Annotated in this window: 22 protein-coding genes and 1 pseudogene; 8 read left to right on the top strand and 15 right to left on the bottom strand. The window is 57.5% G+C overall.

What is annotated here, in order from left to right; translation table 11 throughout:
• The first annotated feature begins 75 nt into the window (after positions 1–75).
• The gene (locus ALB80_RS08365) at positions 76–621 is read left to right on the top strand and encodes a DUF2087 domain-containing protein (protein WP_050603586.1); all 546 of its coding nucleotides are present in this window, start codon (positions 76–78) and stop codon (positions 619–621) included.
• Between the two features lie 38 nt (positions 622–659).
• Here the strand turns inward: ALB80_RS08365 and ALB80_RS08360 are convergent, their stop codons facing one another.
• The 3 genes from ALB80_RS08360 to ALB80_RS08350 form a co-directional block, all read right to left on the bottom strand.
• Entirely contained in the window at positions 660–3,797 is a 3,138-nt protein-coding gene (locus ALB80_RS08360) for an efflux RND transporter permease subunit (RefSeq protein ID WP_050603585.1), read from the bottom strand.
• Between the two features lie 3 nt (positions 3,798–3,800).
• Positions 3,801–4,958, bottom strand: coding sequence for an efflux RND transporter periplasmic adaptor subunit (locus ALB80_RS08355; protein WP_050603584.1), 1,158 nt, complete (start codon positions 4,956–4,958; stop codon positions 3,801–3,803).
• Between the two features lie 246 nt (positions 4,959–5,204).
• Positions 5,205–7,037 carry a methionine--tRNA ligase gene (locus ALB80_RS08350; protein WP_050603583.1) on the bottom strand — a complete coding sequence of 611 codons (1,833 nt, stop codon included), beginning with the start codon at positions 7,035–7,037 and terminating at the stop codon, positions 5,205–5,207.
• A 218-nt stretch (positions 7,038–7,255) separates the two neighbouring features.
• Between ALB80_RS08350 and ALB80_RS08345 the strand changes: the two genes are divergently transcribed.
• Both ALB80_RS08345 and ALB80_RS08340 read left to right on the top strand, forming a co-directional pair.
• The gene (locus tag ALB80_RS08345) at positions 7,256–8,011 is read left to right on the top strand and encodes an OB-fold-containig protein (RefSeq protein ID WP_253276836.1); all 756 of its coding nucleotides are present in this window, start codon (positions 7,256–7,258) and stop codon (positions 8,009–8,011) included.
• Positions 8,012–8,045: 34 nt separating this feature from the next.
• Positions 8,046–9,709 (top strand): annotated as a pseudogene (locus tag ALB80_RS08340) (flotillin family protein).
• A 51-nt stretch (positions 9,710–9,760) separates the two neighbouring features.
• On the opposite strand, the gene ALB80_RS08335 reads toward ALB80_RS08340, so the two are convergent.
• From ALB80_RS08335 to ALB80_RS08305, 7 genes are all read right to left on the bottom strand, one after another.
• The gene (locus ALB80_RS08335) at positions 9,761–10,981 is read right to left on the bottom strand and encodes an MFS transporter (RefSeq protein ID WP_050603582.1); all 1,221 of its coding nucleotides are present in this window, start codon (positions 10,979–10,981) and stop codon (positions 9,761–9,763) included.
• An 81-nt stretch (positions 10,982–11,062) separates the two neighbouring features.
• Positions 11,063–11,659, bottom strand: coding sequence for a YceI family protein (locus tag ALB80_RS08330; RefSeq protein WP_050603581.1), 597 nt, complete (start codon positions 11,657–11,659; stop codon positions 11,063–11,065).
• 241 nt (positions 11,660–11,900) lie between these two features.
• Positions 11,901–12,521, bottom strand: a complete 621-nt coding sequence (locus ALB80_RS08325; protein ID WP_050603580.1) for an ImuA family protein — start codon at positions 12,519–12,521, stop codon at positions 11,901–11,903.
• Between the two features lie 59 nt (positions 12,522–12,580).
• Positions 12,581–13,162: a TIGR02281 family clan AA aspartic protease gene (locus tag ALB80_RS08320; RefSeq protein ID WP_050603579.1), complete on the bottom strand. Its 582-nt coding sequence runs from the start codon at positions 13,160–13,162 to the stop codon at positions 12,581–12,583.
• A gap of 42 nt (positions 13,163–13,204) precedes the next feature.
• Positions 13,205–13,822, bottom strand: coding sequence for a MarC family protein (locus tag ALB80_RS08315; protein ID WP_050603578.1), 618 nt, complete (start codon positions 13,820–13,822; stop codon positions 13,205–13,207).
• 2 nt (positions 13,823–13,824) lie between these two features.
• Positions 13,825–14,214: an ACT domain-containing protein gene (locus tag ALB80_RS08310; RefSeq protein ID WP_050603577.1), complete on the bottom strand. Its 390-nt coding sequence runs from the start codon at positions 14,212–14,214 to the stop codon at positions 13,825–13,827.
• Positions 14,211–16,061 carry an ABC-F family ATP-binding cassette domain-containing protein gene (locus ALB80_RS08305; RefSeq protein ID WP_050603576.1) on the bottom strand — a complete coding sequence of 617 codons (1,851 nt, stop codon included), beginning with the start codon at positions 16,059–16,061 and terminating at the stop codon, positions 14,211–14,213. Before ALB80_RS08305 ends, ALB80_RS08310 begins: the two co-directional genes overlap by 4 nt.
• Before the next feature lie 107 nt (positions 16,062–16,168).
• Between ALB80_RS08305 and ALB80_RS08300 the strand changes: the two genes are divergently transcribed.
• Both ALB80_RS08300 and ndk read left to right on the top strand, forming a co-directional pair.
• Complete coding sequence (locus ALB80_RS08300) at positions 16,169–17,371, top strand: multidrug effflux MFS transporter (protein ID WP_050603575.1); 1,203 nt, start codon at positions 16,169–16,171, stop codon at positions 17,369–17,371.
• A gap of 115 nt (positions 17,372–17,486) precedes the next feature.
• Complete coding sequence (gene ndk / locus ALB80_RS08295) at positions 17,487–17,909, top strand: nucleoside-diphosphate kinase (RefSeq protein ID WP_050603574.1); 423 nt, start codon at positions 17,487–17,489, stop codon at positions 17,907–17,909.
• 54 nt (positions 17,910–17,963) lie between these two features.
• Here ndk and ALB80_RS08290 read toward each other — a convergent pair whose 3' ends face one another.
• A complete protein-coding gene (locus ALB80_RS08290) occupies positions 17,964–18,311 on the bottom strand; it encodes a TfoX/Sxy family protein (RefSeq protein ID WP_050603573.1) in 348 nt (115 codons plus the stop codon).
• A gap of 122 nt (positions 18,312–18,433) precedes the next feature.
• Between ALB80_RS08290 and ALB80_RS08285 the strand changes: the two genes are divergently transcribed.
• Genes ALB80_RS08285 through ALB80_RS08275 form a run of 3 tightly spaced genes read left to right on the top strand, consistent with a single transcriptional unit; the run spans position 18,434 to position 21,222 of the window.
• Positions 18,434–19,999, top strand: a complete 1,566-nt coding sequence (locus tag ALB80_RS08285; RefSeq protein WP_157054165.1) for a CHAD domain-containing protein — start codon at positions 18,434–18,436, stop codon at positions 19,997–19,999.
• Between the two features lie 3 nt (positions 20,000–20,002).
• Positions 20,003–20,758, top strand: coding sequence for a ParA family protein (locus ALB80_RS08280; protein WP_050603571.1), 756 nt, complete (start codon positions 20,003–20,005; stop codon positions 20,756–20,758).
• Positions 20,755–21,222: a CYTH domain-containing protein gene (locus ALB80_RS08275; protein WP_050603570.1), complete on the top strand. Its 468-nt coding sequence runs from the start codon at positions 20,755–20,757 to the stop codon at positions 21,220–21,222. Before ALB80_RS08280 ends, ALB80_RS08275 begins: the two co-directional genes overlap by 4 nt.
• Here ALB80_RS08275 and ALB80_RS08270 read toward each other — a convergent pair.
• The 4 genes from ALB80_RS08270 to ALB80_RS08255 form a co-directional block, all read right to left on the bottom strand.
• Positions 21,219–22,532 (bottom strand): HAMP domain-containing sensor histidine kinase, encoded by a 1,314-nt coding sequence (locus ALB80_RS08270; RefSeq protein ID WP_253276835.1) that lies wholly within the window; start codon positions 22,530–22,532, stop codon positions 21,219–21,221. The genes ALB80_RS08275 and ALB80_RS08270 overlap by 4 nt on opposite strands.
• A gap of 49 nt (positions 22,533–22,581) precedes the next feature.
• Positions 22,582–23,262 carry a response regulator transcription factor gene (locus ALB80_RS08265; protein ID WP_050603568.1) on the bottom strand — a complete coding sequence of 227 codons (681 nt, stop codon included), beginning with the start codon at positions 23,260–23,262 and terminating at the stop codon, positions 22,582–22,584.
• 177 nt (positions 23,263–23,439) lie between these two features.
• Complete coding sequence (locus tag ALB80_RS08260; RefSeq protein WP_050603567.1) at positions 23,440–24,876, bottom strand: DegQ family serine endoprotease; 1,437 nt, start codon at positions 24,874–24,876, stop codon at positions 23,440–23,442.
• 744 nt (positions 24,877–25,620) lie between these two features.
• Positions 25,621–26,223: an NTP transferase domain-containing protein gene (locus ALB80_RS08255; protein ID WP_050603566.1), complete on the bottom strand. Its 603-nt coding sequence runs from the start codon at positions 26,221–26,223 to the stop codon at positions 25,621–25,623.
• Between the last annotated feature and the right edge of the window lie 15 nt (positions 26,224–26,238).

Raw genomic sequence — 26,238 nt, 5'->3', positions numbered from 1 at the left:
CATCGCAACACTCAGGGCGTTGCTTCGTCAGGTCAGCGGCCAACGAATGCACAGAACGCCCGATTTGGATGTGTGATGAGCAAGATACCAGTCCCTTTGCATGTGGATGATCTGACCCCCTTTGTTCGAACCTTGGCCACCCAGTTGGGAGAGGCCAGCCCCTCGCACTTGACTCTGATGAACATGGTCGCGCGCGCGGCAGGTTATCAGAATGTACAACATATGCGCGCCGACAGCGCCGCCAGTCGCAGATTGCAGGCGCGCTCGGACCCGCCAGCGGCCAATGCGCGAACAGTAGAACGCGCGCTTCATCTGTTCGACGCAAACGGCAGGTTGCGGCAGTGGCCCTCGAAGCGTTCAGTGCAAAACCTGTCACTTTGGGCTCTTTGGGCTGCAGTGCCAGCGGGTAGGGCCGTAAACGAGGCCGAGGTCAACGCCTATCTCAATGCCGAGCATTGCTTCGATGACCCTGCCACCTTGCGGCGCACGATGATTTCTTGCGGGTTGCTGACGCGGCGCAGGGATGGATCAGAGTATCGCAGGATCGAGCAGGAACCGCCGGTCGACGCGAAACAGGTGATCCACGAGATTGCCAAACGGCGCCGCGCAAGATCACGCTAGGAAAAAACCCCGCCGTTGAGGCGGGGTTAAATACAGGATCAGGCCGCGGACTCGGACGGGTCGGGATCTTTTTTGCTGCCTTTCAACCACTCTCTCATGCTTTGCATGAGGGCGTAGAGCACCGGAACCACGATCACACCAACCAGCGTCGCGGCCAACATGCCGCCGAACACAGCCACACCAATCGCCTTCTGGCTGGCAGCACCGGCACCGTTGGCGGCCAGCAGCGGCACAACCCCCAGCAGGAAGGACAAGGCAGTCATCATCACAGCGCGGAAACGTTGATGCGCGGCCTCGGCTGCGGCTTCTTTGATCGACAAGCCCTTGGCGCGTTGCTCCATCGCAAATTCAACGATCAAAATGCCGTTTTTCGACGCCAGCCCCACCAGCATGATCATCCCGATCTGCGTATAAAGATTGATGTCACTGCCGACGATGGCGACCGCCGCCACCGCCCCGAACAGGGCCACGACCACGGACAGCAGGATCGAGACGGGCAAGGTCCAGCTTTCATACTGACCAACCAGGAACAGGTATCCGAACAGGATCGCAAGCCCCAGAATGATGACCACCAGACTGCCCGAGGCCAGCTGTTGCTGGGCCGTGCCGGTCCATTCGAACGCATATCCGGGGGGCAGGGCGGTTTGGGATTCCTCTGTCATCACCGTGATGGCGTCACCACTGGACAGGCCGGGCGCGGGTACAGCTGTCACCGTGGCCGACCGGAACAGGTTGTGCCGTTTCAGCAGAACCGGCCCCAATACGTTTTCCACGTCGATCAGTGTGCCCAAAGGCACCATGTCACCATTCTGCGAACGGACGTAGAGATTGGCGATATCATCGACATTGTCGCGATAGGTGCCATCAGCCTGGATCATGACGCGATAGACGCGGCCAAACAGGTTGAAGTCATTTACATAGTAAGACCCCAATTGCGCCTGCATGGTCTGAAAAACTTCGGCCACCGAGACGTTGAGCGTCTTGGCTTTTTCACGATCCAGATCCACGAAAAGCTGCGGAACGTTGGCGCGGAAGGTTGTATAGGCTTGCCCGATCTCGGCCCTTTGATTGGCCGAATACACGAACGAACCCACAGCTGAGGCCAGATCCTGAGGCGTGCCTCCACCGGTTTGCTGTACCTCCATTTCAACCCCGGCAGACATGCCGAGACCCTGGATGGGCGGCGGGTTGAAGGCAACGATTGAGGCAGCTGACTCGCTGTTGGATATCGCCAGTACTTTGGCGAGGATAGCATCAGCACTCAGGTCGTCTTCCTGCCGCTCGCTCCAGTTGTCGAGGTTCACAAAGATAGCAGCGCCGTTGGTGATCGTACCGTTCAGCAGCGAAAAGCCGTTGACCAGAACCGTGCTGGCCACGCCGGGGATTTCGCGCAGCTGATCGTCAAGGCGGGCGGTCACAGCCTCGGTCCGTTCCAACGTCGCCGCATCGGGCAATTGCACGTCGACGAACAGATAGCCGTTGTCCTCAAGCGGGATAAACCCGGATGAGGTGTTCGACATGATCGTTCCCGTTCCCATGCCAAGCCCAACCACGATGGCCAGTGCAATGGCCGGAAAAACCAACAGCTTTCGTACAATGGCGACATAACCATTGCGCACGGTGCCGATGAAGCTTTCGAACACGGCAAGCAGCCCTTTGGGCGGGCCAGATCGTGCCTGAAGAACCAACCCACACAGCGCGGGCGACAGGGTCAGCGCGTTGATGGACGAAATCACAACAGCGGTTGAGATCGTGACTGCGAACTGAGAATAGAGCCGTCCCGAGATGCCGGGCATAAAGGTGACCGGCACAAAAACCGCCAACAGAACCAGCGTGGTTGCGATAACCGGGCCAGTGATCTGGCCCATCGCTTTTCGGGTCGCCTCAGCAGGAGGCAGCCCTTCGTCGGCGATGATGCGTTCAACATTTTCAACCACGACGATGGCGTCATCCACCACAATCCCGATGGCAAGGACCAGCGCAAACAGAGAGATCGTGTTCAACGACATGCCAAAAGCCAGCAAGAAGGCAAAGGTACCTATCAAAGAAACCGGGATGGCCACAGCGGGAATGATCGTGGCACGCCAGCTTCCCAGGAACACGAAAACCACCGAGATCACGAGGATGAAGGTCAGGATCAGGGTCGAAACCACGTCGTTCAGAGAAGACTCGACGAAGTCAGTTGTGTTGAAAGGCACATCATATTCGATATCGGTGGGAAACGCGCGGGACAGGCGGTCCAGTTCAGCCTGTACGCGGTCCGAGACCGCCAGAGCGTTGGCGCCAGGGGCTTGATAGATGCCTATCACTGTGGCCGGGACCGCTTGGAAATAGCCCGAAGCCGAATAAAACTGTGCGCCTAGTTCTGTACGTGCGATGTCTTTGACGCGGACAATCGCGCCATCGGCACCGGTGCGGATCACGATGTCGCCAAATTCATCCGCCGAAGTCAGACGACCCTTGGATTTGATCGTGTACTGAAACGTCTGCCCTTCAGGCACCGGAGGCGCGCCAATCGAACCGGCGGACACTTCGATATTCTGTTCACGGATTGCGTTTATCACGTCGCCCGGAGTGATGGACAGCGCTGCCATCTTGTCGGGATCCATCCAGATCCGCATTGCGTATTCCAGGTTGGTCAGAACATCGGCTTTACCAACGCCCTGCACGCGTGCCAGCGCGTCGCGCAGGTTGATCGAGGCATAGTTCGACAAAAACACACTGTCATAGGTGCCCTTCGGTGAGGTCAACGTCACCAGCAACAGCATGTTGGTCGAAGCCTTTTGTGTGACCACTCCCGAAGACGTCACTTCGGTCGGCAGCGATGACATGGCCTGCGCTACCCGGTTCTGCACGTTGACAGATGCGATGTCTGGATCCGTGCCCACCTCGAAGGTGATATTCAGAGAATACGAGCCGTTATCGGATGAAGTGGACGTCATGTATATCATGTCGTCCACGCCGTTGACCTGCGCCTCAATCGGCGCGGCGACAGTATTTTCCACCGTTTCCGCATTCGCGCCGGTATAAGTGGTTGTAACGCTGACAACAGGTGGCGTGATATCCGGAAACTGCGCCACCGGCAGCACCAGATAGCCGATGCCGCCCATGATGGTCAGCACCAGCGAAATGACAAGCGCCAGCTTGGGCCGGCTGATGAACAGGGCTGAGAACATCAGTTATTCTCCCGGCTGTTCAGAGGCAACGACCGCGTCAACAGCCACGCCGGGGCGGACCCTCTGCAGGCCCTCAACAATCACACTTTCACCTTCGCGCAGACCGTCGGTCACGATGATTGCGGTGCCGTATGTGTCGCCAGTGGTGATGTAGCGCTGTTCCACCATCTGTTTGTCATTGACCACCAGAACAAACTCACCCCGCTGATCGCGCTGCAAGGCGGCTTGCGGCACAAGAACCTGCAAGGTCGGCTCCAGCGCTTCGATCTGTACGTTTACAAATGCACCATCCAGGATCAGCCGGTTTGAGTTGTCGAACTGGGCGCGGACCGTGATCGCGCCGGTCAAGGGATCAATGCGGTTATCGACGAAGACGATTCTGCCGGTTTCATCCAACTCGCTTCCATTTGGCAGGATCACGTGAACATTAGGACTTTGCGGGCTTTCCGCCAAAGAGGCCGAGTTTTCGCCATAGGTTTCCAAAACGGTCGTGAATAATTTTTCGTTAAGAGAAAAATTCACGTAAATTGGCATTTCGCTGACGATATTGACCAGTGGAGGGTTGTTTGGACCGACCACGTCGCCAACGCTGGTGGTGATGCTGCCGATACGCCCGTCAAACGGCGCGTGAATCTGCGTATAACTCAGGTCAAGCTCGGCTTGTTGGATTGCGGCATTCGCTGCCTTCACCTCTGCCTCTGCAACCAACTCGTTGGCGCGGGCAATGTCGCGTTCCGATTCCGGCGTGGCGTCGCGTTTGTAAAGTTCTTCTTTACGGGCAAGATCGACTTTTGCGAGTTCGAGATTTGCCTGCGCTCGGTTCAGATCAGCTTTACGGGCCTCAAGTGTCGCCTCGTAAAGGTCGGGTTCGATGGTGAACAGCAGGTCCCCTTCCTTGACAGTTGCGCCATCCTCGACCTCGCGGCTGTTGAGAAACCCGTTCACGCGGGCCACGATGTCGACCTTGTTGATTGCCTGAGCACGCCCGATGAATGTGGCCTCGTCGGTGATTTCTTCGGTATAGGCCGCCGAAATCGACACTTTTGGCGGCGCGCCTTCCTCTTGCGCGACTGCGGCGTGCGCCAGTCCCAGGGACAACAGCAAAAGTGCAGTGGCCAGAGGCCTGCCGGTCCGGGTGGAAGGAATATGTGCTGGGAACATGTAACGCCTCGTACGTGACAGAAACAATTGATGCCGAGTCCGCCGGCAAGGCGACCCGAGTCGGAAGTACTTGGTGTCAGGATGACTTTTTTGCGGTGATTTCTCAAGCGCGATAAATCTAGGGCCAATGAGAGGCGATGCCAAAAATTTCAGCGCTTTGGATGGTTTAGATATTCAGCTGTTTCATGCCAGCCCGCAATGCGGGGGCTGATAAAGCCCCCGCTTGTCGTTTGGATCACGCCTTGTTCAGCTGCGTGTGCCTGCGAATTTCTCCTGCCACTCCTCGCGCTGTTCATCCGTGACTTTGGCGAACAGAACGTCGGGCACGGTAAAGTCGTGACCCGCGGGCAGGGCGCTGAGCGCTGCAGCCATGTCTTCCGGCCAGGCAGTGTCGAGCGTGTTCATCGCGCTCAACATGCGGGCCGAAGTGTCAGGAATGAACGGAGCGCTCAGCACGGAGTACAGACGGATCAGGTTCAGACCCAGGCGCACCTGAGCGGCCGCCTGCTCGGGGTCTTCCTTAAAGGTTGACCATGGGGCTGCGGCCTGAAGATATTCGTTGCCAGCAACCCAAATCGCCCGCAACTCCTGCGCCGATTTGCGCACCTCCATTGCCTCCATATGCCCTTCATAAGCGCGAACACGTTTGGTGAGTTCGTTGATCAGAGCGTTTTCACGATCGCCATAGTTGCCGCCTTCCGGCACGGCTTCACCGAACTTCGAGCGGCAGAACTTGGTAATCCGGCTGACAAAGTTACCCAGAACGTCGGCGAGGTCCTTGTTCACCGATTGCTGGAAGTTTTCCCAGGTGAACTCACTGTCGCTGCTTTCAGGGGCATGGCTGAGCAGCCACCAGCGCCAGTAGTCGGCGGACAGGATTTCCAGCGCCTGGTCCATGAACACGCCGCGACCTTGCGAGGTCGAGAACTGGCCGCCATCATAGTTCAGGTAGTTGAACGACTTGATATAATCGACCAGCTTCCATTGCTCGGATGATCCGCTCACTTCATTATGCGTGTTGGTGCCCAGAATGGTCGCCGGGAAAGACAGCGTATGGAAAGGCACGTTGTCCTTGCCCATGAACTGGACATAACGCACGTCGTCTGCGCCTTTGTCGGTGCGCCACCAGCGCTCCCAATCGGCGTCGGTCCTGCCATTGGCATCGGCCCATTCCTTGGCGCAGGCAATGTATTCGATCGGCGCGTCGAACCACACATAGAAGACCTTGCCTTCCATCCCTGGCCAATCCTGATCGCCTTTTTTGACCGGCACGCCCCAGTCCAGATCGCGGGTGATGCCCCGGTCTTGCAGGCCGTCGCCGTCATGCAGCCACTTCTTGGCAATTGAGGTTGTTAGTGTTGGCCAATACGGGTTCTCTTTAAATCCCGAAAGATCTTCGGTCTTAGTCCACCCTTCGCTATCGCCTCCCAATAATTCATTTCGAAATCTGGGAGGAATTTTGCTGTCGATCCACGCATCCAACTGATCCTTCATCGCCGATTGGCGCAGATACAGATGCTTGGTCTCGCGCACTTCCAGATCGGTCGAGCCGGAAATGGCCGAACGTGGCTCAATCAGGTCTGTCGGGTCCAGCTGTTTGGTGCAGTTTTCGCACTGGTCACCGCGCGCGCGCTCATAGCCGCAATTAGGGCAGGTGCCTTCGATATAGCGGTCGGGCAAAAAGCGGCCATCGGCGTTGGAATAGACCTGTTTCTCGCTGACTTCGCGGATCAGACCCGCGTCATCCAACTTACCCGCAAAATGCTGGGTCAGACGCTTGTTCTGGTCGCTTGACGAACGACCGAAGTGATCGAAGCTGAGGCCAAACCGTTTGGCGATATCGGCCTGAACCGTATACATGTCGGCGCAGTACTCGGCCACCGGCTTGCCTGCCTTGGCGGCAGCCAGTTCGGCCGGCGTGCCGTGTTCATCCGTGGCGCACAGGAACATGACCTCATTCCCCCGGGCACGCTGGTAACGCGCATACAGATCGGCTGGCAGTTGCGAGCCGATCAGGTTGCCGAGGTGCTTGATCCCGTTGATGTAGGGGATCGCTGAGGTGATGAGAATCCGAGCCATGTTCCGCTTCCGCATATCTGTCTGCGCGCCCGTCTACCTTATGTCGTCCGTCAGCAAAAGGCCGGGTTTCGCACCTGCGCCCTGAAAAGCAATGATCGGCAATAAAAAAACACCTGACACCGGATTTCGGATTGTATACGGGCGGGGGGAGACACCACCCTTAGGTTGAATTCCAGAATCACAACCTCTTGAAATTTCGTTAAGACTACCCACATCCAATGTATACTAAAGTATACAATAACGAGGGCCATTCATTGATGTTCGACTTCCTGCTCGAAGGTGCATTTGTACCATTCACAATGGCACTTGCGCCGTTGTTCGGCCTGCTGGCACTGGAGCTGATTGCTTTGGTGTTGGGGGGAAGTTTGCTGGCGGGTGAGGGCGAGGTTGATCTGGACGTGGTGGATGCCCCGGATCTGGATGCCGCGGATTTCGATCTTGATATCGATGCAGATATCGATCTGAGCGAATTCGAACTGGCCGAGATCGATACGGATGTACCTCAGGCAGCCGCGGCAGGCCCGATGGCCTGGCTGGGGATCGGCAAAGTACCGTTCATGATCTGGCTGGTGGTTCTGTTGGCAGGTTTCGGCCTGTCGGGTATCGGCCTGCAACTGGCGCTGCGCGATCAGCTGGGATTTGACCTGCCCAGTTGGATCGCGGCCATTCCTGCCGGTGCGTTTGGCCTGTGGTTTGCGCGTGGCTTTGGCACAGTCTTTGCCCGGCTGTTGCCCAAGACCGAGACCGAGGCAATGTCGGAACGGATGCTGGCCCGCCGCCGGGGCGTGATCTCGCAAGGGACTGCTTCATGCGGGCGCGCGGCAGAGGTGCGGGTGATGGACCGGTTCGGCAACACGCATCACCTGCGGGCCGAGCCGCTGCAGGACAAAGACATCCTTGAGCAAGGCACCGAGGTTTTGGTGCTGCGCGACAGACGGCGCGACCGGTTCGTTCTGGTCGGCTTGTCAGACTAATCAAATTTCAAACCCTTAAATCGGAGGATTTTGCATGGAACTCTCATTCCTAGTCATTAATGTTGCGGTGGTCTTAGCCGTTATTCTGTTCATCGGACTTGTGATGGCCCGACTTTTTAAACGGGCAACAAGAGAAATCAGTCTGGTCAAGACGGGGCAGGGCGGAAAGAAAGTTTTTATGGATGCAGGTGCTATCATCGTGCCGTTGCTCCACGAGGTCAGCCCGGTCAACATGAAGACCCTGCGCCTTGAGGTGCAACGCAGCGGCGAGGCCGCGTTGATCACTCAAGACCGGATGCGTGTGGACGTGGGTGTTGAGTTCTACGTCTCGGTCATGGCGACCGAAGAAGGGATCGCCCGCGCGGCCCAAACGCTTGGCTCACGTACTTTCGACGTCGAACAGCTGCGCGAAATGATCGAAGGCAAGCTGATTGACGGTCTGCGTGCCGTGGCCGCTCAGATGACCATGGACGGTTTGCACGAAAACCGCGCCGACTTTGTGCAGGAAGTGCAGAATGCGGTGTCCGAGGATCTGCTGAAAAACGGCCTGTCGCTGGAATCCGTCTCGCTGACCGCGCTGGACCAGACCCCGTTAGCAGCTTTGGATGAGAACAACGCGTTTAACGCGGTGGGTATGCGCAAGCTGGCCGAGGTTATCGCGACTTCAAAGAAAGAGCGCGCGCAGATTGATGCGGATGCCGAGGTCGAGGTGCGGCGATGGAAGCACAGCGTCAGAAGCTATTGATCGAAAAGGACGAAGAACAGGCGCGTATTGAACAGACGCAAATGGTGGAAACCCTGCGCGTGGCCCAAGAGGCCGAGATTGCAGCGCGGACCGAAGACTCGGTACGTGAAACAGAACGCGCCCGGATCGCCCGTGAAGAAGCCATCCGTGCAGCCGAGATCGAGCGTGAGCGCAAGATCCGCGATGCGGAAATCTCCAAAGAGCGCGAAATCGAAGTGGCCGAGCAAGAGCGCCAGATCATCATCGCGCAGAAATCCGAAGAGGAAAGCCGCGCGCGTGCGTCGGCGGATCTGGCCCGTGCTGAGGCGACCAAAGCGACCGAATCTGTCGTGACCGCCCGTGAAGTGGCCGAGGCCGAACGTCAGAAGCAGATCGTTCTGATCGAAGCTGCCCGCGAAGCAGAACGTCAGGCAACCGCGATCCGCCTCGCTGCACAGGCCGAGAAAGAGGCCGCCGCCGACCGTGCCGAAGCCCGGCGCGAGGAAGCTCAGGCCGATGCCGACGCGCTCAACATTCGTGCCGAAGCCAAGAAGAACGACATGCTGGCCGAAGCCGAAGGTAAACGTGCGATTGTCGAGGCCGACAACGCTCTGTCCGCCGCGCAAATCCGCATGAAGGTAGATCTGGCGCGGATCGAAGCCATGCCCTCGATCATCTCGGAAATGGTCAAACCAGCCGAAAAGATCGACTCGATCAAGATCCATCAGGTCGGTGGCATTGGTGCCGGTGCGTCAGGCGGCGGCACGGCGAACAGCGACAAGCCGGTGGTCAACCAAGCGCTGGATTCAATCATGGGCATGGCCGTCCAGATGCCCGCGCTCAAGAAACTGGGCGAAGAATTGGGCCTGTCGATGGAAAACGGTGTTGGCGGCGTTGTAAACGGTGCTCTGGAGCAGACTGTTGAGCCCGCAGAAGCTGAAGAACCAGCAGAAGAATCGCGTACCGAGCACTGACGCAACTGTCCCTCGAAATGGTTGAAAGGGCCGGGTGCTTCCCGGCCCTTTTTACTTTTCCCGCGACCGTTTTAATAGCCGACCTATCGTGAACGAAGTCCGCGGAGCGTAGACGTAGTTCGTACGCTCATCTGGTGTAGGCCGCGACCGCATCCGGGCCAGACCAAAGATGATCAGGAAGGCATGTCCAAATGCGACGAAGGCAAATAGGGCTTCGGGGCCGAACTTTTGGATCAAGGTCGACGAGATATAGGGCGACGCGATGGCCCCCAGCGCAAACCAGAACATCAGCGCGGCCGATAGTTCAACACGTTCCTCGGTAGTGGCAAAGTCATTTGCGTGGGCGGAAGAGACCGAGAAGATCGGAAAGGTTGTCAGGCCAAAGAAAACTGCCGCCGACATCACACCAACGGTCCCGCTGCCACTTGCCATCATTGTTACTCCACAACTGAGCACCGCAGCTGCAGATAGCCAGATCAGCACCCAGCGCCGATCATATTTGTCGGCCAACCAGCCCACGGGGTATTGTGCCAGCGCACCACCCAATACGAACGAGGCCAGGAAGAAGGCGATCTGATCGACACCCAGGCCGACCTCTTGCCCGTAAACCGGGCCGACCATGCGGAAAGAGGCCGAACTGAGCGCGGCGACGATCACGCCTGCCACCGCCAGAGGAGAGCTGCGCCAGGCCAGTTTCGGACGCAATCGCGGCGCGTCGGGTGTTTTGGGTTGGCTGGCTTTGGTCAATGTCAGTGGCAGCAGCGCGGCACAGCACAAAATAGCCAGTAGGTTGTACGAAACGTAAGACGCAGGCGGCAGTACCGCGATGATTAATTGCGCACCAAGAGACGCGCCCATATCGACAATCCGATAGGTTCCCATGGCGCGCCCGCGTGTCTCGTTGTTGACCTTGGCGTTCAGCCAGGCTTCGATCACCGTATAGCTGCCCGCAACACAGGTCCCCGATGCGATCCGTAATGCGGCCCAGATGTAAGGGTCGTCCGTCAGAGTGTGTCCAATAAGCCCCATTGAGCCCAATGCGGTGCATACGGCAAAAGCGCGTGAATGCCCAATATTGCCCATCAGGCGCGGGGCCCACCAGCACCCGACGAAAAAGCCGATAAAATGGGACGAGCCCAACAGACCGATCTGTTCCGTTGTGAAATTCAGCGTGATGCCCGAGATGGCATCGAGTGGACCCACGCCGCCCGTAGAGAGCTGCAGCAGAATGACCGAAAGAAACAGGGCGGCAAATGAAATGATCGTGCGCATAGTGAGGTCAGGCATAACGCACTCAGACCGGTTGCGCGTGTCTAATCGACCCTCGTGTGTCGTTTTTTGCAGTTTCGTTGTTTAGTTCTGGCGCGTGATCTCGGCGCGGATGTTCAGCCCGACTGTGTCATCGACCAGTTCGGGATAGCCAGAGGCCCCAAAAGCGTGGCGGTCCAGTGTTCCTGTCAGGCGGATCGAAAGGGCGTTGAGGTCATCCGCTGCGCTGCCTGGCGGGCGGTACAGCGCGGCGTCGAGGATCACAGGGTGGGTTATGCCACGCACGGTGAGGTCTCCTGTAATGGTGGCCCCGTCCGAAATGCGCCCGCTCGGACCGAGTTGGATTTTGGTCGAGGTAAAGCGAATGGTCGGATGTGCATCGGCGTTCAGCACGCTTTCCCCCAGCATGGGGCCGCGCGCAAACGGTAAATTGGTTCGCGCATTGGCAACGTTCAGGATCACGTCGACTTTGCTGTTTTGCAGACGCTTTGTGTCCAGTTTTATTGTAGCCGATTGGATCGGCATCGTGCCAGATTGCGAAACCCCGGACAGATCGAAGGTGAATCCAACCGATGTGCCTTTGGACGCCAGAGCGTAAGGGATCAATGCGGTCTGCGCAGAGGTAAGTGCCGGCCATGCCACCAACCCGGCTATCACGGCCCGTCTGGTCATTCTGGTCATGAAGGTTCCTCTTGCCTGTGCTGGTGTTTCGGGGGTGTTCGAATTTGTTGTGTGCGCCTGTGCCTTGACGTTAGAGCGCTGGGGGTAACTCTTGGTTAACGCGCGGGTGGTCCCTTTTATTCAGATCTTGTTTGCAAAGATGGCGGTCACTGGTGGCCAGGTGCATCTTTTGCGTGTGCATAAACGCTAGGGTGGTGCCCTGCGTTTAGCCAATCACATCTTGGGTGAGCGATTTGCCGTGTTACCCCAAAGCATCATCGGTCTGGGGCCGGATCAACTCCAGCCCTGCGCGGGCGGCGGTCATGCTGGCCTGCCATGTGATCGGGGGCAGGGCGCGTGCGCGGCGGCGGGTCAGGGTCCAGCGCCGGGCCTCGCCCTGATGGGCCGCAGCCATGTGCCAGCGCGTCTCGACCCCTTGCGCGCCACCGTCACCAGGGGTCAGCAGCAGGCCAAGCGGAGCCCGCCCCATCGTGCCGCCCTGTTCTGCGGCCAGATGCATCCGACGTATCGGTGTCAGACCCGGCGCGCCCGGCAGGTCGCCGATGATCAGTGGGATCGCCCCGCTGCGCAGTGCCTCTTCCATGCACCACAGAAGATCCTCGGCACGGGTGGGATGAACAAAGATGAACCGGGCCGGATCGGCAAAGGCCATCATCCCATCGGGGTTTAGCTGGCCGGGTTCCCACGTGGGGGAAATCCACAAGACCGGGCCCTGTGTCTGGCCGGCCAGCCACATGGCAAAGCTACGTCGGGCTGGGCCACATGCCTCATGCACGCGGCCCAGTTGCAGAGTGATCTGATTATGTAGGCTCAACCCGGGAGCAGCGCGCGCGGGTCTTTGATCGAGAAGATGGGCAGACATGCGGACAGTTTAGCATGTTCCTATTTTGTTCTCAATAATCGAATGCGATTCCAAAGAGGTCAGCGCGACAGGATCATGCGCCCGTCTGCAAACTGGATATTCGAAAACCGATGCAGGTAATCCATCCCCAGCAGGGACTTGTGCAACTCGCCCTCATTGACCCAGGCTGAAACGTTTTGATCCGTGATGGGGCCAACAGTCAGGGTTTCAAGCCGGACCGGAGCGGTGCGCACCTCGCCATTGGCGGTCAGGGCGCGTCCGAAATAGTTCAGTTGATTGGGGTCGATGCCTGCGCGTTCGGCATCCTGTGCGCTCAGCACGATCTGGCTGGCACCGGTGTCGACAAGAAAGTTGATCGGCTCGCCATTCACCAAAACTGGCAGGTAATAATGGCCATCATAGGCGCGGGGCACCTCGATCGTTTCGCCCGAAACGGTCATCTGCGGGGCGGGGACAACCGAAGACCGGATGTCTTCCCACAGGCCGATAACAGCGATGACGCCAACAAAGATGAACACCCAGGCCATCACCTGCTGCAACGTCTTGTTCAGGGACTGGCGATTTTGCGAAACGAACCAGAACGCAACCGCCAGGCCAAGTGCGACCAGATAGACCAGTTGTCCGATATTTACGCCTTCCATTCGCGTATCCCCACTTCAGCCAGTACTACGCAATATGGGGGTTTATGCGGCAAAACCAAAGGCTTTGAGGCCATCCAGAATGAACTGTACCGAAAGCGCTGCCAGCAACATACCCAACAAACGGGTCAGAACATTCAGCCCGGTCTTGCCCAGAACACGCGCCACAGCGCCGGATGTCAGATACATCACGAATACCATCGCCAGAACGACAAGCATGACGCCAATGACAACGGCAAGACCCTGAATGCCGGGCTGCTGACCCGCAAGCAGAATCATCGTTGCAATCGAGCCGGGGCCGGCGATCAGCGGGATGCCCAAGGGAAAGACGGACGGGTCCGGATGTTCCTCTTCCTCGGCGCTGCTTTCGCGCCGTTTGGTGCGGCGTTCGAACAGCATGTCGAGCGCGGTCAGGAACAGCAGAACGCCCCCTGCAACGCGAAACGCCTCCATCGAGATGCCGACAAACCCCAAAAGAGCTTCACCGAACGCGGCGAACAGGGTCAGAATGAAGCCCGCGGTCAGGCACGCCCGAACCGCGATGGACCGGCGCGTGTTCCAGTCCATGCCCTGAGTCAGTGCCACAAAGATCGGTGTTTGCGCGGGTGGATCAAGGACCACAAATAGCGTCGTGAACGCGGTTATCAGGAATGCGCTGTCCATTGCTATTTGCTGCTCCTTTGCAGGTCCTGCAGGATATTCAGGGCGTTTTGTGCTGAATCTGAAGGGACGTAAACGTGATCGTGGTGATACCCTGCGACCATGTTCGCGGGAATACCTGCCTGAGCCAATGCGCTGGAAACGGCTGCGGTCAAACCGACACCTTCCAGCGAAGAATGAACCTGCAACGTGATGCAACGCATTGCGACGGCATCCTGCGGTGCATGGTTGATTGGTACGATGAGAGATAACCCCTCAGCCTCGACACAGCTGGCACGCGTACCGTCTGGCCAAGGTTTGTCTTGATGCCAGGAAGCAAAGGCAAACTCGCCTGACTGTAAAACAGGGCGCATACCGGCAATCATGGCGTTAGTATCCTTGATGGGCGTGGTCATGCTGTTTCTGCCTGTTCAAGCCGTTCGGCGGCTGCGACCCACAGGGCCTCGGCTTTTTGCATGGCCTCAGTGACTTCAGCAAATTTCCGGTTCCAGGTTTCCAGATCGTTGACCTTGTCGTCTTCATACAAAGCCGGGTCGGACAGCTTGGCCGAGAGTTTATCGTGCATGTCCGTCAGTTTTTCGATCCTGTCCTCGCATTTGCGCAGATCGGCGCGCAGGGTCAGCATCGCCTCGCGCGAGGGGCGTTTAGGTTTGCTGACTTGAGGCTTTTCTTTCACCGGCTTGTCTCGAGACAACAGCATGGCACGATACGCTTCCAGGTCGCCGTCAAACAGTTTGACAGTTCCTTCTGAGACCAGCCAGAGCCGATCAGCAACAAGGCTCAGAAGGTGCATGTCGTGGCTGACCAACACAACCGCACCGGAATAAGCAGTCAGCGCTTCGACCAGAGCCTCGCGGCTTTCGATATCAAGGTGGTTGGTCGGTTCATCGAGGATCAGCATATGCGGCGCATCGATGGTGGCGATCAACAGCGACAGGCGTGCCTTCTGACCACCCGACAAGCGACCGACTTTGGTTTCTGCCTGATCCGCGTTCAATCCAAATCCGGCCAGACGGGACCGCCACTTGCCCGGCGCTTCATCCGGTCGCAAACGGCGCAGGTGGTCCAGTGGCGTTTCGTCTACGTAAAGTTCATCCACCTGATGCTGCGCGAAATAGCCGATGCGCAGCTTGTTACTGCGGGTCATCTTGCCCGCCATCAGCGGCAGGCGGTCGGACAGAAGCTTGGACAGCGTCGATTTGCCCTGACCGTTCTTGCCCAGCAGGGCGATCCTGTCATCCTGATCGATGCGCAGGTTCAGGCGACGCAGCACTTCGGTTTCACCATAGCCGGTGACGCCGCCTTCGATCTGGATGATCGGCGGCGACAGTTCCTCGGGCTCAGGGAAGGAAAACGCGCGCAAGGCAGCCTCTTGCGGGGTCGAGACCAGTTGAATGCGTTCGATCATCTTCAGGCGGGATTGGGCCTGAACGGCCTTGGACGCCTTGTAACGGAACCGATCCACGAAGCTTTGCAGATGTGCGATGCGGGCCTTAGACTTGGCGTTCTCGGATTCCGCCTGGGCCAAACGTTCGGCGCGACGCTCGGCAAATTTGTCATACGGCACCGCGTAATAGGTCAGCTTGCGGTCTTCCAGGTGTAGGATCGACCCCACCGCGCGGTTCAGCAGCCCTCGGTCGTGGCTGATGATGATCACCGTGTGCGGATACTTGGCCAGATAGCTTTCCAGCCACAACGCGCCTTCAAGGTCCAGATAGTTGGTCGGTTCGTCCAGCAGCAGCAGATCGGGCTGCGAAAACAGCACCGCCGCCAAAGCGACACGCATCCGCCAACCGCCCGAGAAATCCGAGCAGGGGCGCAGTTGATCTTCGTCGTCAAAGCCCAACCCCTTGAGGATCGAGGCCGCCCGCGCCTCTGCCGACCAGGCATCGATGTCGGCCAGCCGGGTATGGATCTCGGCGATCCGCGCAGGGTCTTCGGCGCTATCGGATTCGGCCATCAATGCGCTGCGCTCAGTATCAGCGGCGAGGACGGTGTTTATTAGCGACACTTCTGACGAAGGCACTTCTTGCGCCACACCGCCAATCCGCGCACGTTTCGGGACTGAGATGTTGCCGGATTCCAGCGCCAGCTCCCCCCGGATAAGGCGAAACAGGGTGGTTTTCCCGGTGCCGTTCCGGCCGACAAGGCCGACCTTGTGGCCATCGGGAATAGTCGCGCATGCCCCATCAAAAAGCGGGCGACCTTCAACGGCGTAGGTGATATCTTCGATCCGTAGCATTAGGCGCTCTTAGCAGAGCTGTGATGCCGCCGCCAGCGGCTTAGCATGTTCAAGCTTCAAGCAATGTGTTAGCGCTGTTTCGTTTGCTTTTCTGAACGGTTTTTCACATGCGCGCGGCCCAAACGCCACCATCTCTGATCACGCTGATCTTTGCCACTGCGCTGTCGGTGCTGTCGCTGAATATGTTCCTGCCGTCGCTGGCGCATATGAGTGACGATTTCGGCGTGGATTACGGCCTGGTGAACCTTTCGGTTGCCGGGTATCTGGCGGTTTCAGCGGTTTTACAATTGATTATGGGTCCCTTGTCCGATCGTTTCGGGCGCAGGCCGATCTTGTTGATCTGCATGACCATCTTCGTCATCGCCTCAATCGGGTGCACACTGGCTGAATCGATTTGGGTTTTTCTGGGGTTCCGTCTTTTGCAGGCTTCGGTTGTTGCCGGGTCAGTTCTATCCAGTGCGTCGATCAGAGATCGGTATCCGCCAAATGAAGCGGCCAGCAAACTCGGCTATGTCGCGATGGCCATGGCTTTGGCGCCGATGCTTGGTCCGATGCTGGGCGGGGGGCTGGATATGCTCTTCGGCTGGCGCTCGGGATTTGTGCTTTACACCTTGCTCGGGGCAGGGCTGTTGGGGCTGCTGTGGTTTGACATGGGCGAGACCAACATGAACCGCTCTTCAACTTTCGCGGCCCAATTGCGGGAATATCCGCATCTGTTCCGCGCCCGTCGATTCTGGGGCTATGCCCTCTGTGCGGCGTTTTCGATTGGCGGGTTCTACAGCTTTATCACCGGCGCGCCATTGGTCGCGGCCGCATGGTTCGATCTGAGCCCTGCAATGTTGGGTCTTGGGATTGGAATCATCACCGGTGGGTTCATGGTCGGTAACTTCGTCACCGGCCGGATAGCAGCGCGGACACGTCTGACCACGATGATCCTGATCGGCCGGGTTGTGGCTTCGACCGGGCCATTCCTCGGATTGCTGTTGTTTCTCGCTGAATTGGGGTCGGTCTGGGTGTTCTTCGGCTCGGCCATTTGTGTCGGGTTCGGCAACGGTCTGACAAATGCAAATGCCTCGGCAGGGGTCATGTCGGTGCGCCCCAGGCTGGCGGGCAGCGCGGCAGGGTTGTCGGGGGCGATGGTGGTTGCACTCGGTGCGATCCTGACGTCAATGACAGGCGCATTTGTCAGCCCAGAAAACGGGCCGTTTCTGGTTCTGGGCATGATGTGGGCGTGCAGCTTTGCCGGGTTGCTTGCGGTGCTGTATGTTCGTCGTTTAGACCGGATCGATCCGCTGCCCGACACATTCTGAACCCCAATGCAGCGGGCAGACCATCATTACACTTTTCTTGAGCGAAAGACCGTGATACGCGGCGCGCGATGGATTTCGGCGCGGGCCCCGCGCCACATTGTAAGGAGAGGCCGACATGGCACTGGAACGCACATTCTCGATCATCAAACCCGATGCAACCCGCCGCAACCTGACTGGCAAGATCAACGCCAAGTTTGAAGAGGCCGGCCTGCGCATCGTTGCGCAAAAGCGCATCCACATGACCAAAGCTCAGGCTGGCAAGTTCTATGACGTGCATGCCGAGCGTCCGTTTTATGACGAACTGTGCGAATTCATGTCGTCTGAGCCGGTCGTTGTTCAGGTTCTGGAAGGCGAAGGCGCCATTGCCAAGAACCGTGAAGTCATGGGCGCAACCAACCCTGCAGACGCAGCACCCGGCACCATCCGCGCCGAGTTCGCTGAATCGGTTGGCGAAAACTCGGTCCACGGTTCAGACGCTCCGGAAACCGCAGCGGTTGAGATCGCCTACTTCTTCTCGGGCATCGAACTGGTTGGCTAAGCCGCCGCCTTTGCTGAAGTATGAGGCCGCTCCGATTGGGGCGGCCTTTTTTGTTCAGACTTGCTTTAGGTCTTTGGTTGCGATGCGAACACCGATGGCATCCAGATCCGCAACCATCTGGTTTTCCGGCGCCGCGCTGTTACCGGCTTTGATGGCGTCGAACCGTTGTCGCAGGGCTTTCTTCTCTTCGCCCTTGCAGTCATTCCACGGGCGGCCCTGCAGCCCCATCACCAACACATAATAGCCGATGAAATGGGCCCGGCTGCCTGCGCGCAAGAGGCGAGCATAGGCTTCATCCGGCCCCAATTCTCTCAGCTCTTCAGCCGAGTGTATGCCTGCACGTGCACAGGCTTGTTCAAAGGCCGGACCAAGGTTGCGGATAGATGAAACAGGGTTGCTCATAGGCTTGTTTTACGTCCATACCTGACCCCTGTCACCCGGGGATTACGCGTGGTCAAAGCGGAATGCCTTGATGTTTTTCCAAGCTTGAGATTGCATAAGACCATGCTGTCGCGGAGGGTCGGGTGCAAGAACACAAAAAGACCAGAGGTGGATCAACCGAAAGGGGGATGGCCGGGTCGTCTGAAGAGGTGTTTTTTCTGCCCTCGTTGATGGGCACGTCCGCTGTTGAAGCTGCCTTGCCGGGGTTTTCCGTTGTCGTTGAACAGGTAGGCGTGGCCAGGCCTTTTGCGCTGCTGGATTGCCATGACCAATCCTTACGGGCCAAGGGTCGGGTGCTGATCGAAAGTGGTGGTGCGTTACAACTACTGCAAAAGGAGCAGCGGCATTTGTCCCAGAACTGCGCAGGCAAGGGACGGTTTGTTCAGGACCTGCCACGGGGACCGGTGCAGGCAGCATTGAGTGGATTTCCCGAACTCCGCGCCTTTATGCAGATCGGAACCGGTGAGATTGAGGAGAAATCGCTCACCGTGTTGGATGAACTACAAAAAACACAAGTTAAGGGAACGATCTGGTGTATGTCCTCGCCAACAGGGCAAATGACAATAGTTCGGCTCCAGCAACTGCGAGGGTACGAACGAGCATATCAAAAGGTCAGGGCGGCAATTGCCGACATGTCTGTTGGCGAACAGGGTATCCAGGCGTTCTATGTCGGGCTGTATCCAGATATGGACGCCTATCAGGCCAAGCCTGAAATCAAGTTGGGCAAAACAGAACCATCCATCGAAGTCGCAGCAGATATCATTCATACGTATCTGAAGGTTGCCCGGCAAAACGAAGATGGCGTGATCGCTGACATCGATACAGAGTTTCTGCATGACTACCGTGTCTCTCTTCGCAAAATCAGGTCTGTGGTCAGTCTGTTCAAAGGGGTCTTTTCCGAAGATCAGACCGCCGATTTGAAGCGGGTATTTTCAGATCTTATGGCCCCGACCGGGCGGATGCGCGATCTGGATGTGTATCTTTTGGAAAAAGATATGTACTTCAACCTCATCCCGCACAACCTTCATCCAGGATTGCAAGGAATGTTTGACCGCTTCCAAAAGGAGCGAGGGCAGGAACTGTCGCGCTTGTCTCGAAGGTTGCGCAGCATTGACTATGGCGCCTCTATGGATCGGCTGATCGAAATGTTCGACGGCATTGGTCGTTTAAAAGCCGGACCAAACGCGGATCGGGGTGCTTACGACTATGCCTGCACGCTGATCTGGAAACGCTACCGCAAGGTATGCAAAATCGCGCGCAGCATCACCGATGACACCCCGGACGAAACGGTCCATGACCTGCGCATCGACTGTAAGAAGCTGCGCTATCTGATGGAGTTTTTTGCCCCGCTCTTTGACGCAAAAGGGTTCAAGACAATTCTCAAGCCATTGAAAAAGCTGCAAGACAATCTGGGCCTGTTCAACGACTACTCTGTCCAGCAAGAGGCATTGCTGGCCTTTGCCTTTCAGCAAAGCAACGCACAGGGTCGCGTGGATACACAGATCGGTCTGGCCGTGGGCGGATTGATAGCGGTGCTGGATCAACGTCAAAAATCCGAGCGCAACCGCGTTATCACCAGCTTCCAACACTTTGACAGTCCCGAAACCCGGACTCTGTTCCGCAGCTTGTTTCACCACAAAAAGGAGTGAGGGATGAAGATCATTGCCTGCTACAGCAACAAGGGCGGTGTCGGTAAAACCGCGACCTCGGTGAACTTGGCCTATGCCTATGCGCAAGCGGGGAAACAGGTTTTGCTGTGTGATCTCGATCCTCAGGGTGCGTCGGGGTTCTACTTTCGGGTGAAGCCATCGAAAAAGCTGACAGATGCGCGGTTTTTTGAGGATGTGGAACGCTTTACCAAAGCGATCCGGGCCAGCGATTTCGAAGGGCTGGACGTGTTGCCCGCAAACCTGACCTTTCGCGATTTCGATGTCTTCCTGTCCCGGATGCGCAACAAACGCTCGCGCTTGAAAAAGGCGCTGGTGTCCGCCGGCAGCGACTATGACGTGATCATTCTGGATTGCCCGCCGAACTTTTCGACCCTGTCCGAAAACATCTTCAAGGCAGCGGATGAAATCGTGGTCCCGGTCATTCCCACGACCCTGTCCGAGCGGACGTTTGATCAGTTGGTGAGCTTCTTTGAAGAACACAAACTGCGCAAGAAAAAGCTGCGAGCGTTCTTTTCTATGGTGCAAAAACGGAAGATTTTGCATCAGGAAACGATGGAATCGATGCGCAAATTATATCCTAAACGGTTTTTACAAACGACGGTTCCCTTCGCGGCGGACATTGAAAAGATGGGTCAGCATCGTGCCCCGGTCAGTACCTATGCTGAACGCAGTGTGGCTTGTGCCGCGTACCGGGCGCTGTTTGACGAACTGGAAAACGGAGTGGTTTCAACCCAATGAGCAAAGAAATTGAACGCAAGTTCTTGGTGGCGGCTGTGCCGGACCTGAGCAAAACGCAGATAGCGGTTGTGCGGCAGGGTTATTTGACGGCGCTCGACGACTCGACTGAGTTGCGGCTGAGGCAGAAGAACGATGCGTTCTTCCTGACCCTGAAAGGGGGCGGTGGTCTGGTCCGAGTTGAGCGTGAGGCACAGATTACGGCAGAGCAGTTCGAAACCTTCTGGCCCGAAACCGAAGGCCGTCGTGTCGAAAAAGAGCGATATACCGGACAATTGCCGGATGGGCTCATGTTTGAGCTGGATATCTTTTCGGGCGATCTGGCGCCATTGCGTCTGGTTGAGGTTGAATTCGACTCGGAACAAGATGCCGAAGCATTTGTGCCACCGAAGTGGTTCGGGACGGATGTGACGGAAGATAAACGCTATAAAAACAAGACGATGGCGACAAAAGGTATCCCGGTTTAGGGCTTTTGCGCCAGATAGATCGTCGTCTCCAGTCCGGGATTACAATTCCGGGCTGCAAATTTCCCGCCATGCATACGTGAAATCGCTGCGACCAATGCCAGCCCCAAACCGGCGTTGCGTTCTGTCCGCGCCGGGTCAAGTGTGACGAAAGGCAGTTGCAGGCGATCCAGTTCTTCGGGCGGGACGCCCGGGCCCTGATCGCGCACGTGCAGGCAGGCAAAACCGTTCGCCGTATCCAGTGACACTGTGATGGTCGACTTCGCGGGCGCATATCGCATCGCGTTTTCAAGCAGGTTGGACAGGGCCTGCGACAGAAGCGGGCGGTGCCCTTCGATAGGGGGGGCAGAGCCAGTGACGTCTAGTGTAATACCCTGATCCGCAGCAACAGGGTCGTATAGTTCGACAACATCGCCAACCAGTTGCTGCAAGTTGATGGTTTCAAACTGTTCGCGTCCAAGCCCGGCTTCGGCGCGCGAAATCTCGGTTAACTGTGCCAGAACACGCAGCACGTGATCTATTTCAGCCGTTGCCCGGGCTATATCCACTTCGCGGTCCAAATCGTTTTTTCCCGGCTCTGACAGGGCCTCGACGCGCTGGCGCAGACGCGACAGCGGAGACCGCAGGTCATGCGCAATCGAATTTGACGTGGTGCGCAGGTTGCTGATCAACTCCTCGATCCGGTCCAGCATGTTGTTCAAAGTGCCCGAGACCTGGTCGAATTCGTCCCCGGTTCCGCGCAGGGGCATCCTTTTGGACAAATCACCCGACACGATGTTTTCTGCCGTGCTGGCAATGTCCGAAAGGCGCGCAAAGACCAGACGCGTGAACAGCCAGCCGGTGATCACGCTCAACACAAAGGCGATCCCCAGCGCCAATGCGACTGATCGGAACAAGACGCGATCAAACTGCTGCCGCGTAGCGGCATCGCGCCCGACCAGCAAACGCTCTCCACCGGGCAGGCGGATCGAGGCGGCAGACACTGGAACAAGCTGGTCATTGTCGGCGCGGCGCAGCTCCAGATCGACCCAACCGCTGCCCGCTGCAACATTGACGGGCCAGGATTTCAGATTGCCCACCAGTTTGACCCCAAGCCGATCCGTCAAAAGGTAAAGCGCGTCTCGTTCAGAAGCACTTGGCAGGCGGCGCTCAATTGCTGTGATCAACCCAAGCAGACCACGCCGTTCATATTCATCTGCCAACCCTGTCAACTCAGCAGAGACAACCGAGCGTGTCTCGGATTCGATGCTTCGGTTCGCTGTGACGTAAACCAAAACCAACACCGACGCCGTCAGGAAGGTGCTGAGAAACATGCTGGTTGCGACCAGCCGTGTGCGGGAATTATTTAAAGAAAGCCGCAGGTTATCCATCAGACATCATGTAACCCGCACCGCGAACGGTTTCAATCAGGGGGGCATCGCCACCTTCATCCAGCTGCCGCCGTAGTTTCGAGATGTGGACGTCGACAACGTTGGTGTTTGGATCGAAGTGATAATCCCATACGCCCTCAAGCAGCATGGTGCGCGACACCACGCGGTTCTTGCGACGCAGGAAATACTCGAGGATCTGGAATTCACGTGGGGTGAGGGTGATCTCATGTCCGTTGCGGGTGACTTTGCGGGTCAACAGATCCATCTCCAGGTCTTTGCACGTGAGCATTGGCATTTCCTCTGCCTCCTGCGGGCGGCGCAACAGAGCCTCGATCCGGGCGTGCAGTTCCTGAAAGGAAAACGGTTTGACCAAGTAATCGTCAGCGCCCGAGCGCAGACCCTTGACCCGTTCGTCCACCGCGCTCATGGCCGTCAGCATCAGAACCGGTGTCTTCAATCCGGCCGCCCGCAAAGACTTGATCAGAGACAGCCCGTCCAAGCCCGGCAGCATCCGGTCCAGCACAACGGCATCGAACCCCCCATCTGTTGCGTGATACAACCCTTCGCGCCCATCTGCGGCGGTTTCGACCACATAGCCTTCTTCGCCGAACCCTTTGGCGATGAAGTCCCTGGTGTCAGCATCATCTTCCACGATCAACAGACGGCGGCTCATGGTCAGGCTCCTTTCTATCGGGATTTAAACACAATTTTCAGGTGATGCACATTGAATTCGGGGACCTTGCCGGGTGCTGGGCGTGCACCCGGCAAGCCCGGCAGACAGTGGACAATTCTGGTCCGCCGGGTGAGGCGCGCCGAAAATCCCCATCAAGCGGCGCGCCCGTGTTCAAGATCAGGCCAGTTCGACTGCGACGAAAATCTGGCTGCCACCGCGATTGATCAGCACCAGGGCCGGATCGGTTTTTTCGCTGTCCAGCGCTGCCTTCAACGCGTCGGGGGTGAACGTGTCCTGGTTGCCCAGTTTGACGATCACGTCACCACGTTGCAGACCGGCTTTTTCGGCGGGGCTGTCGGGTTTCAGGTTCGTAACCACAACACCTTCGACGGTCTCGGCGACACCTGTCTCGGCGCGCACCGTTTCGGTCAGCGGGGCCACTGTGACGCCCATTGTTGTGCCAGCAACCTCAGCTTCGAACGGCGTTTCGACCTGAGCAGACGCTGCCTGATGTTGGCCGATGGTCAAAGTGACCGATTCCTCTTTGCCGTCACGCAGAACGGTCAAAGTACTGTCAGTGCCAACTTTGGTCGTGCCGACAAGAATGGGCAGATCACCGCTGGAATCGACGGCTTCGTCATTGAAGGACAGGATCACATCGCCCTGCTTCAGAACACCATCTGCCGGGCTGTCGGCAACAACGTCAGATACCAGCGCGCCAGCGGAGGCATCGATACCAAGGGCTGCCGCAAGTTGCGGGCTGACATTTTGGATCGAAACACCCAGCCAGCCTCGGCTGACCTGGCCGTCGTCACGCAAATCGGCTGCGATATGCTCTACGATGTTCGAAGTCACGGCAAAGCCCAGACCAACTGATCCACCGCTGGGCGAATAGATGGCCGAGTTCACGCCAATAACCTCGCCATCCATATTGAACAGGGGGCCGCCCGAGTTACCTTTGTTGATCGCAGCGTCGGTCTGGATGAACTCTGCGTAAGGGCCTTCAGAGATGTTTCGCCCTTTTGCCGAGACGATACCAGTGGTTACGGTCGAGCTCAGGCCAAATGGATTGCCAATGGCCACAACGTCTTCACCAACGCGGATAACATCGCTGTCGCCCAGTTCAACGGCCTGCAGCTTTGTGTCTGCGTCGATTTTCAAGACGGCGATATCGGTTAGCGGGTCGGTGCCGACCACTTCGGCATCATAGGTGCGGTCATCATTCAGTCGAACGGTCACGGACGAAGCGTTGTCGACGACGTGGTGATTGGTAATGATGTATCCCGCTTCATCCATGACAAAGCCCGAGCCCAAACCCTGTGCCGGACCGCGCTGGGGTGCATCGAAACCTTCCGGAGCGCCGAACCGTTTGAAGAATTCGCCAAACGGATGTCCGTCAAAGTCAAAATTCTGTCCGGGTGCCGCGCCGGGCACGATTTCTTGTTCCGCGATGATGGTTACAACCGAAGGTGAAACGGTTTCGACCAAATCAGCCAGCGCCTCGTCCGCCATGGACGGCATAGCCGTGGTCGCCAGCAGCGCTGCGCCCAAGGCGCTGATGCCCGTCCAGTTGGAGGTCCGGGGAAATAAAAGCGAGGATTTGCGGATGCTCATATCTGTCTCCTGTATGTGTCGCGCAGATTCGACCACGCGTTGAAACAAGAGATGCGGCAGCAGGATTGGTCTTTCCTGAGGGATACGTGAAGAAATCTTAATTTTGCCACAAAGCGCGTGTTCTGTGGCGGCCGACGTCAAGTGGGATTCGTTAAAATCGCCGGGTTAAGGTGCGCGAATCGGAGGATTGTTGCTGAATTTGACGTCAAACTTTCAAAAACGTTGAATTATTATTGTTTTGTTGACAATGATCCAGCTGCAGGATGGGGAAAATGCCAACTCCTCCAATAGTTGTGTGCAAGCAGGTGTGTCGCCTGACTTGGCCAGAAAACTTTGGCTTTGATGAGGTGAATGTGCGCATAAGTTTGTGCATAATTTCGAATCGTCGCGGTGATCAACAAGACGAAATCGCCTTAAGGTTGATTGGCGGCACCTGCGTTGTTGCTCAAAAACCATTCGACCCAGGGTCAAGTTAACCATTCCTTCCAATTTTACGTTGTTTCGAACGATCAGATCAGTGAGGATGAACGTGCCCAAGTGAGGGGGAACCAAAAGCGCTAGGGGGCGCTGCTGGTTCACTCAGTCACCGAAAGTTTTAGCGGCGTGTTAACGAGGGGGTCTTGTTTAGGTTTGGCAGCTATTCAGTCGGGGTGCTTTGACAGCGCACTGGCCAGACTTTTGGGATTGAGAAAAGTGGTAGTCCTGTATTGGGCATCGGCCCGGTCTGAAAAGACCGGGCCGTGTTTATTCTGGGGTACGTTTCTTGCGCCACGTGTACCAATCATCTGGCGTGTCCAAATCCAGCAACGCGTTCCGGTCAGGCAGGCAGTGCAGGTGCACTTTACCCTGATGTGCCCGTACTACTTTCTGTGCGCCATCATCGCCCTGCAACGCTGAGAGTTGATCAAAGAGCGTCCGATCAAAGATCACCGGATGGCCGGGCTTCCCGTCTGCAGTAGCACCGCGCCAGATGAGACTGTCGGGGTGGGTCTGTCGCGCCGAGAGGACCGCGGCCAGATCGGCCTGAGTCAGGTCGGGTAGATCAGCCAACAAGACCATCACCGCACGAGCGTCAGGCGGTAGCTGCCGCATTGCCGCCCGCAGGCTTGCGTTCATTCCCTCTGTTGCGTCCGGGACAGGTACGGGTTGAACGTCCAGACCGCCCAGAGCCTTGTATCTGGGATGCGGTTCTGGGGGCAGGGCGACAAACACGGGTCCAACGGCCCGCGCGTTGCGCGCTGAACGCGTCAACAGCGGTATGCTGTCGATCAGTTGCATCAACTTGTCCACGCCGCCCATGCGGCTGGATTGCCCGGCGGCCAGCAGGATAATGGGAATGTCAGTCATGCCGTCACAATGCCG

The sequence above is a fragment of the Ruegeria sp. 6PALISEP08 genome, from assembly GCF_001238295.1.
In the GTDB taxonomy this organism is placed as follows: Bacteria; Pseudomonadota; Alphaproteobacteria; order Rhodobacterales; family Rhodobacteraceae; genus Ruegeria.
The sequence above is the reverse complement of the archived record's forward strand: the minus strand, read 5'-3'. Positions and strand labels throughout refer to the sequence as shown.